Source organism: Kitasatospora putterlickiae (assembly GCF_039527695.1).
GTDB lineage: Bacteria > Actinomycetota > Actinomycetes > Streptomycetales > Streptomycetaceae > Kitasatospora > Kitasatospora putterlickiae.
The window spans coordinates 12,783-19,976 of the sequence record NZ_BAAAKJ010000183.1 but is presented as its reverse complement, the minus strand read 5'-3'; the positions used below and the strand labels follow the sequence as shown (position 1 = coordinate 19,976).

Annotated in this window: 6 protein-coding genes, 1 tRNA gene and 1 pseudogene; 4 read left to right on the top strand and 4 right to left on the bottom strand. The window is 74.6% G+C overall.

What is annotated here, in order from left to right; all coding sequences use genetic code 11:
• Positions 1–220: 220 nt before the first annotated feature.
• The 3 genes and pseudogenes from manB to ABD308_RS18320 form a co-directional block, all read left to right on the top strand.
• A pseudogene (manB, locus tag ABD308_RS18330) lies at positions 221–1,294 on the top strand (mannose-1-phosphate guanylyltransferase); the annotation flags it as partial.
• A gap of 148 nt (positions 1,295–1,442) precedes the next feature.
• Positions 1,443–2,423, top strand: coding sequence for a Yip1 family protein (locus ABD308_RS18325; protein ID WP_344335736.1), 981 nt, complete (start codon positions 1,443–1,445; stop codon positions 2,421–2,423).
• Positions 2,424–2,517: 94 nt separating this feature from the next.
• Entirely contained in the window at positions 2,518–3,408 is an 891-nt protein-coding gene (locus ABD308_RS18320) for an alanyl-tRNA editing protein (protein WP_344335734.1), read from the top strand.
• Positions 3,409–3,483: 75 nt separating this feature from the next.
• Here ABD308_RS18320 and dcd read toward each other — a convergent pair whose 3' ends face one another.
• Entirely contained in the window at positions 3,484–4,059 is a 576-nt protein-coding gene (dcd, locus tag ABD308_RS18315) for a dCTP deaminase (protein WP_344335732.1), read from the bottom strand.
• Positions 4,060–4,141: 82 nt separating this feature from the next.
• Complete coding sequence (locus tag ABD308_RS18310; protein ID WP_199839558.1) at positions 4,142–4,363, bottom strand: hypothetical protein; 222 nt, start codon at positions 4,361–4,363, stop codon at positions 4,142–4,144.
• 278 nt (positions 4,364–4,641) lie between these two features.
• Here ABD308_RS18310 and ABD308_RS18305 point away from each other — a divergent pair.
• Positions 4,642–4,715, top strand: a tRNA-Gly gene (locus ABD308_RS18305).
• 19 nt (positions 4,716–4,734) lie between these two features.
• Here ABD308_RS18305 and ABD308_RS18300 read toward each other — a convergent pair.
• Both ABD308_RS18300 and ABD308_RS18295 read right to left on the bottom strand, forming a co-directional pair.
• Positions 4,735–6,003 (bottom strand): MFS transporter, encoded by a 1,269-nt coding sequence (locus ABD308_RS18300; RefSeq protein ID WP_344335726.1) that lies wholly within the window; start codon positions 6,001–6,003, stop codon positions 4,735–4,737.
• A gap of 80 nt (positions 6,004–6,083) precedes the next feature.
• On the bottom strand, positions 6,084–7,194 hold a 1,111-nt coding region (locus ABD308_RS18295; RefSeq protein WP_344335724.1), incomplete at its 5' end, for a tetratricopeptide repeat protein.

Below are 7,194 nucleotides of genomic sequence, written 5' to 3'. Positions count from 1 at the left end.
ACGGCGTCGGCTACGCGCTGGAGGCCCCGCTCTCGTAGCGGCGAAGCCTCGGACACCGGGCCGCCGGGGGGCCCGGCCGTCGGGAGGAAATACAGTAGGCGCCGGACCGGCCGCGCGCCGGTCGAGCGGTTCCGGCCCCCGGAACGGCGTACAGCACACCGACGGAGGTATCGGCCCGCCGGGCCGGGCCGCAGAGACCACAAGGGGAACAGCGCAGACCATGACCGAGGCGATCATGCTGGTCGGTGGTAAGGGCACGCGACTGCGTCCGCTGACCACCCACACCCCCAAGCCCATGCTGCCGGTGGCAGGCGTCCCGTTCATCGCGCACCAGCTGGCGCGCGCGGCGGCGGCCGGGGTCACCCGCGTGGTGCTCGCCACCTCCTACCTCGCCGAGGTCTTCGAGGACCACTTCCAGGACGGCACGCCCTACGGCATCGAGCTGGTCTACCTGACCGAGCGCGAGCCGCTCGGCACCGGCGGCGCCATCCGCAACGCGGCCACCGGGCTCACCTGCGGCCCCGACGAGCCGGTCCTGGTCTTCAACGGCGACATCCTCTCCGGCGTCGACATCGCCGCCCTGCGCGACGGCCACGTGGCCGCCGGGGCCGACGTCACCCTGCACCTCACCCGGGTCGAGGACCCGCGCGCCTTCGGGCTCGTCCCCACCGACGCCGACGGGCGGGTGCTGGAGTTCCTGGAGAAGCCGGAGACGCCGGAGCAGATCGTCACCGACCAGATCAACGCCGGCTGCTACGTCTTCACCCGCTCGGTCATCGACCGCATCCCGACCGGCCGCGAGGTCTCCGTGGAGCGCGAGACCTTCCCCGGGCTGCTGGCCACCGGCGCGCTGCTGCGCGGCGTCGTCGACACCTCGTACTGGCTCGACCTCGGCACCCCGGCCGCCTTCGTGCGCGGCTCGGCCGACCTGGTGCTCGGCAAGGTCGACTCGCCCGCCGTCCCCGGCCCGACCGGCGACGCGCTGCTGCTGCCCGGCTCGACCGTCCGGCACGGGGCGGTGCTCAGCGGCGGCACGGTGGTCTCCGAGGGCGCGGTGGTCGAGGCCGGCGCGATCGTCGAGGGCAGCGTGATCCTGCCCGGAGCCGTCATCGGGCCGGACACCCTGGTCAAGGACTCGATCGTGGGCGCCTTCGCGACCATCGGCGACCGCACCGCGCTGGACGGCGCGGTGATCGGGGACGGCGCGATCGTGGAGTCCGACAACGAACTGCCGAACGGCGTGCGGATCGCCTGCGGCACGCTGCTGCCGGTCGGCGCCGTGCGCACCTCGGCCGGCCCGGGCGGGTGCCCGGCCGGCACCAGCGCCGCGGCGGCGGTGCACGGGGCGACGGTCGGCGCGCGGCGGTAACAGGCTCGCTGCAAAGCGGCCCCGGTCCGGTTCCCGCCCGCCGCGCCGCCCGCCGGGCGGGTACCTTCGGAACGTGGCTGGCAATCGATACGACAGCGGTCAGGGCGCCGACCCCCGTGGCGGGTGGTCGGCGCCCCCGCGGCAGCAGGCGACGCCCGGGGGGTACGGGCCGACGGACGGGCCGGAGTACTTCACCGGTCCGCAGCAGGGGCCTCAGGACCCGTACAACGCGTACGACCCGTACGGCCCCCGCGCCCCGCAGGCCCCGCACCAGGGCCCGTACCCGGCCCCGCACCAGGGCCCGTACCCGGCTCCGCACCAGGACCAGGCCCCGCACCACGACCCGTACGCGGCCGACAACCCGGGCCACACCCGGGCCTTCCCGGTCGGCGCCGACCCGTACGCGGGCGAGCCGCCCGCCTACGGCCAGGAGCGGCCCTCCTACCCGTACGGCGAGGACAACGTCGCCGTCTACCGGGCCGGCGGCCAGTCCGCGCCGCAGGTCAGCGGGCCCCGGCCGACCTGGCGCGAACTGCTGACCGGCCTGTTCCGCACACCCACCGCGATCTTCGACCGCACCCGCGACCACCAGGTCTGGCTCCCCGCCGTCACGGTCTCCCTGCTGTACGGCGCCCTCGCCGTGCTCGGCATCGGCCTGACCCGCGACGACGTCTTCAACTCGACCTTCACCGTGGCGCTCAGCTCGATGCTCGCCGCCGCGATCGGTTTCACGCTGGCCGGCGCGATGCTCGCCGCCGTCACGTACGGGCTGGCCCGGCAGTTCGGCGGCGACGGTCCGTGGCGGTCCACGGTCGGCCTCGCGATGCTGATCGGCTGGGTCACCGACGCGCCCCGGCTGCTGCTGGCGCTGGTGCTGCCCGCCGACAACCCGGTCGTCCAGGTGGTGGGCTGGGCCACCTGGCTGTTCTGCGGCTACCTGCTGGCGGGCATGGTCCGCCGGCTGCACGACCTGCCCTGGGGCAAGGCGGCCGGCGCGGCCGCGCTGCAGTTGCTGGCCCTGCTGGTGCTGATCAAGCTGCCGACCCTGGGCTGACCCGCGGCGCCGCTCGGCGACAATGGAGGACGGGCCTCGCTGCGCGGGGCCCGTTCCGTTCGTCCCGTCCACCCTCACCCGCACGGAGCCAGGCATGACCCTCCCCACCACCCACGTCAGCTTCCCGGCCGGGGCGGTGACCGGCGAGTCGACGGTGCTCGCGGTGCACCCGCTGGACGACGGCCGCCACGCCGTGGTCACCGGGGCGACCCCGTTCCACCCGCTCGACCACACCTGGCCCGACCAGCCGGCCGACCTCGGCACCCTCACCGTGGACGGCGTCGAGCTGGCCGTCGTCGACTGCCTGACCGGCGCGGTGGGCCCGGACGGCGGCGCGCCGCTGGTCGGCGCCGACATCCCGGTCCGGCGCGGCGACGAGGAGTGGTCCTGGCTGGTCCTGCACGTCCTCGCGGCCGACCCGGGCGACCTCGTCGGCCGGACCGCCCTGCTCACCGTCGACGCCGGGCGCCGGGCCGCGCTCAGCGCCTCGCACAGCGGCTGCCACCTGCTCGCCCTAGCCCTCAACGAGGCGCTCGCGCCGCGCTGGCGCAAGGACCCGGGCCGCGCCGACGCCTTCGGCCACCCGGACTTCGACAGCCTCGCCATGGCGGCCTCGGTGATGGACACCGAGGCGAGCACCGACACCTACCGGCTCGGCAAGTCGCTGCGCAAGAAGGGCTTCACCGCCGACGCCACCGAGGACCTCCCGGCCCTCGCCGACGCCCTCCCCGAGCTCACCGAGGCCGTCAACCGCCGGCTGGCCGCCTGGGTCGCCGCCGACGCCCCGGTGCGCGTCGACGTCCCCGGCCCGGAGCTGACCGCCCGCCGCCAGTGGCACTGCGAGCTGCCCGAGGGCGCGGCCCGGATCTTCTGCGGCGGCACCCACCTGCACCACCTGGGCGAGCTGGCCGAACTCCGCACCGAGCTGCGGCTGTCCGAGGACGGCGGCGAGCTGGTCGCCGTCACCCGCCCGAAGCGGGCCTGACGCACCGGCGGGCGGTCACCCCTTCCCCAGGGGTGACCGCCCGCGCCGTGTGCTCCTCGTCCTCCGCCCGCCGGCTCAGACCCGCGTGCGGTGGAAGTTCAGGTAGGACCGGGACGGCGTCGGACCGCGCTGCCCCTGGTACCGCGAGCCGTACCGCTCCGAGCCGTACGGGTGCTCCGACGGCGAGGAGAGCCGGAACAGGCAGAGCTGCCCGATCTTCATCCCCGGGTAGAGCTTGATCGGCAGCGTCGCGACGTTCGACAGCTCCAGCGTGACGTGTCCGCTGAAGCCCGGGTCGATGAAGCCCGCCGTGGAGTGCGTCAGCAGCCCGAGCCGGCCCAGGCTGGACTTGCCCTCCAGCCGCGAGGCGACGTCGTCGGGCAGCGTGATGACCTCGTAGGTCGACGCCAGCACGAACTCGCCCGGGTGCAGGATGAACGCCTCGTCGCCCTCCGGCTCGACCAGCCGGGTCAGGTCCGGCTGCTCCTCGGAGGGGTCGATGTGCGGGTAGCGGTGGTTCTCGAAGACCCGGAAGAAGCGGTCCAGGCGCACGTCGATGCTCGACGGCTGGACCATCGCGGGGTCGAAGGGATCGATCACCACCCGGCCGTTGTCGATCTCGGCCCGGATGTCCTTGTCAGAGAGCAGCACGCTCCGAGATTACGTGCACGACGCGGCCCCGGACGAATCGCCCGGGGCCGCGCCCGTCACTTCTCTCCCGTGTCCGCCCTCGTCAGGCGAGGAACTCCGCGGCCTCCAGCCGCAGCGCCCGGGCCAGTTGCGGCTCGGACAGCTCCCGCACGTCGGCCAGCACCGAACTCCGCAGCCGTCCGCACTGCGGACACCTGATCAGCCGACCCGGCCCCAGCCGGCCGGGCCCGAGGTTCTGCATCGGGAACGTGGTGGTGCTGAACAGGTGCCCCTCGGCACAACGAACGACGGCGCGCTGCTCCATCGGTCCCCTTCCCATCCTTACCCCAGTACTCACCCGTACTCGTCGCCCCGAACGGCGGAGCCCCCGGGACCAGCGTCACATTAGGGGATGTACCGGACATTCCACACCAAGGCTCGCCGCCCCGATCCCCGCCCGCCGGAGCACTCTCACGCGGCCCACACAGTACGCCCCCGCCGCCGCCCCCACCCCATCGCCACGACCACCACCCACCTGTGCAACCCCCGTCACGCATGGGGTACAGTGAGGGACAGATCGAGCGGTCTCTGACGGCTCATCAGGCGGGCGTAGTTTAATGGTAGAACATGAGCTTCCCAAGCTTAGAGCGCGAGTTCGATTCTCGTCGCCCGCTCCAGTGGTAAGAAAGCCGCAGGTCAGTGACCTGCGGCTTTTGTGTTTTCCGGGGCGCGGGGGAGGGTGCGGATGGGGCGGGTGGCCAGGAGGGCGGTGGCGGTGAGGAGGGCGACGGCGGCGCCGAGGAGGAGGACGCCGTCGGTGCCGAAGGCGTGGGCGGCGGGGCCGGCCAGGGCGCTGCCGATGGGGTACATGCCGACGGAGCCGGCCACCTCGTAGGCGTGGACGCGGTTGAGCACCTCGCCGGGGACCTGGGTCTGGACGCTGGTCGCCCACATGACGCCCCAGACGCCGGTGCCGGCGCCGACCGCGACCTGGGCGGCGAAGAGCAGCCAGAGCGGCCAGCCGAGGACGATGCCGAGCGGGTAGAGGGGGTAGGCCAGCATCGCGACGGCTCCGGCGGCGAGCGGGTGGGCGGGCTTGTAGCGGATCGCCAGCAGGCCGCCGGCCACGGTGCCCGCGCCCAGCGCGCAGTTGAGCAGGCCGAAGGCGGTCGCGCCGTGCTCGGGGACGATGACGCCGGCGGCCACCGACAGCTGCGGGCCCCAGGAGAGCACCGCGAAGACCATCCAGATCACGATCACGCCCCAGAGCCAGTCGCGGGCGCGGAACTCCCGCCAGCCGACCGCCAGGTTGTGCCAGAGGCCCCCGCCCGCCGGAGGGGCGGGCACCGTCCCGAGCCGGAGCGCGAACAGGCAGACGGCGCTGGTCCCGTAGGCGACGGCGGAGATCACCATCACCCAGGCCGTGTCGCCGAGCCCGACCAGGACGCCGGCCAGCGCCGGGCCGCCCAGTCCGGTGAGCGCCTCGGAGGTGCGCAGCACCCCGTTGGCGCCCTGGACGTCGCGGGCGACCAGGGGGACGGTGGAGGCGGCGCCGGGCTGGAACATCGCGTTGGCGGTGCCGGCCACCACCAGCAGCGCGTACAACTGCCAGAGCCGGTCGACGCCGTGCAGGAACAACAGGGCGAGCAGGACCTGGGCGGCGAGGTTGGCGAGGTCGGCGGCGATCATCATCCGGCGGGCGGTGAACCGGTCGGCGAGCACCCCGCCGAACAGCACCAGGCCGGCGAACGGGCCCACCAGGAAGGCCATCGCGTACCCCGCGGTGTCCAGGCCGTAGCCGCCGCTGAGCAGGCCGGCCGAGACGGCGACCGGCAGCATGGCCCAGCTGAGCAGGCCCGCGCTGCGGGCGGTGAAGTAGTACCGGAAGTTGCGGGACCAGATCGCCGGTTGAGGGGCCTCGGCCGGGGACGCTTCGGAGGGTCGGTGGGTCAGCAGGTCGTCCATGCGGCCACCGTAGGGAGGCGGACCGGTGGGGCTCCGGTAGTCGGACCAGAGCCCGGCGGACGCCGGACGCGTCCGACGCGTTAGCGCTGACCTGCGGTTTCGTCCTGTGTTCGGCGCTCCGCCGGGCGGACCGGCAGAACCGGGGAAACTGCCGGGGCGGAACTTCCGCCGTCGGCCATCGCCCGGGAGAGCCGCAGCGACTCGCGCCAGTGGCCGAACGCCCGGCTCCGGGCGCCGAGGGCCGCCTGCGCGTGGCCGAGCGCGAGGTGGCTGCGCGCCTCGCCGGGCCGGTGCCCGGTCTCGCGGTGCACGGCGAGCGCGGCGTGTCCGCTCTCCAGGGCGGTGCGCGACTCGCCCAGCCGGACCCGGACGCGGGCCAGCGCGTCGAGCGCGCAGCCTTCGAGCATCCGGAACCGTGCCTCGCGGGAGAGCGTGACGGCGTCCTCCGCGGTGCGCAGGGCGGCCCGCGGGTCCAGGCGGGCCTGGGCCGTCGCGAGCCCGACGAGCGCGGCGGCCTGCGGGAACCGGTCGTTGACCAGTTCGGCGAGGCGCAGCGCCTCCCGGTAGCTGTCGGCCGCCTCGGCGGACCGCTGGGCGCGCTCCTGCGCGGCGCCCAGCGCCAGGTGGGCGTTGGCCTCCAGGGCCCGGTTGCGCAGCGTCCGCGCGGCGGCGAGCGCGGTGTGGGCGAGCAGCCGCCCGGTGACGGTGTCGCCCAGGTCGGTGTAGGCGCCGGAGAGGCCGTTCAGGGCCACCGTCTCGCTGAACTTGTTGCCGTCGTGCAGATGGATCGGGAGGGCTCCGCCGAGTGTCCGGATCGCGTCCCCGGGGCGTCCCAGCGCCCGGTGGACGACGCCCAGGTTGGTGTGCGAGACCGCCTCCGCGCGGGCCGCGTCGAGGTCGCGGAAGTGCCGGGCCTCCCGCGCGAAGTGCTGGGCGGCCTCGTGTAGTTGGCCGAGCCGCCAGCAGACCAGGCCGAGCGCGGCGACGTCGTCGTCGGCGCCCCCGCGGCGGACGGGCCGGGCGCGGCGCCGCAGGGCGGTGGTGGCGGGCTCGGAGCAGTCGCCGGTGTACATCCCGGTCGACAGGTAGCTGTACAGGTTCCCGGCCAGCCGCCGGGCGACGGTGGTGAAGCCGGCGCCGTCCGCCTCCTGGACGGCGCCGGCCAGGTTCTCGCGTTCGCGCTCCAGCCAC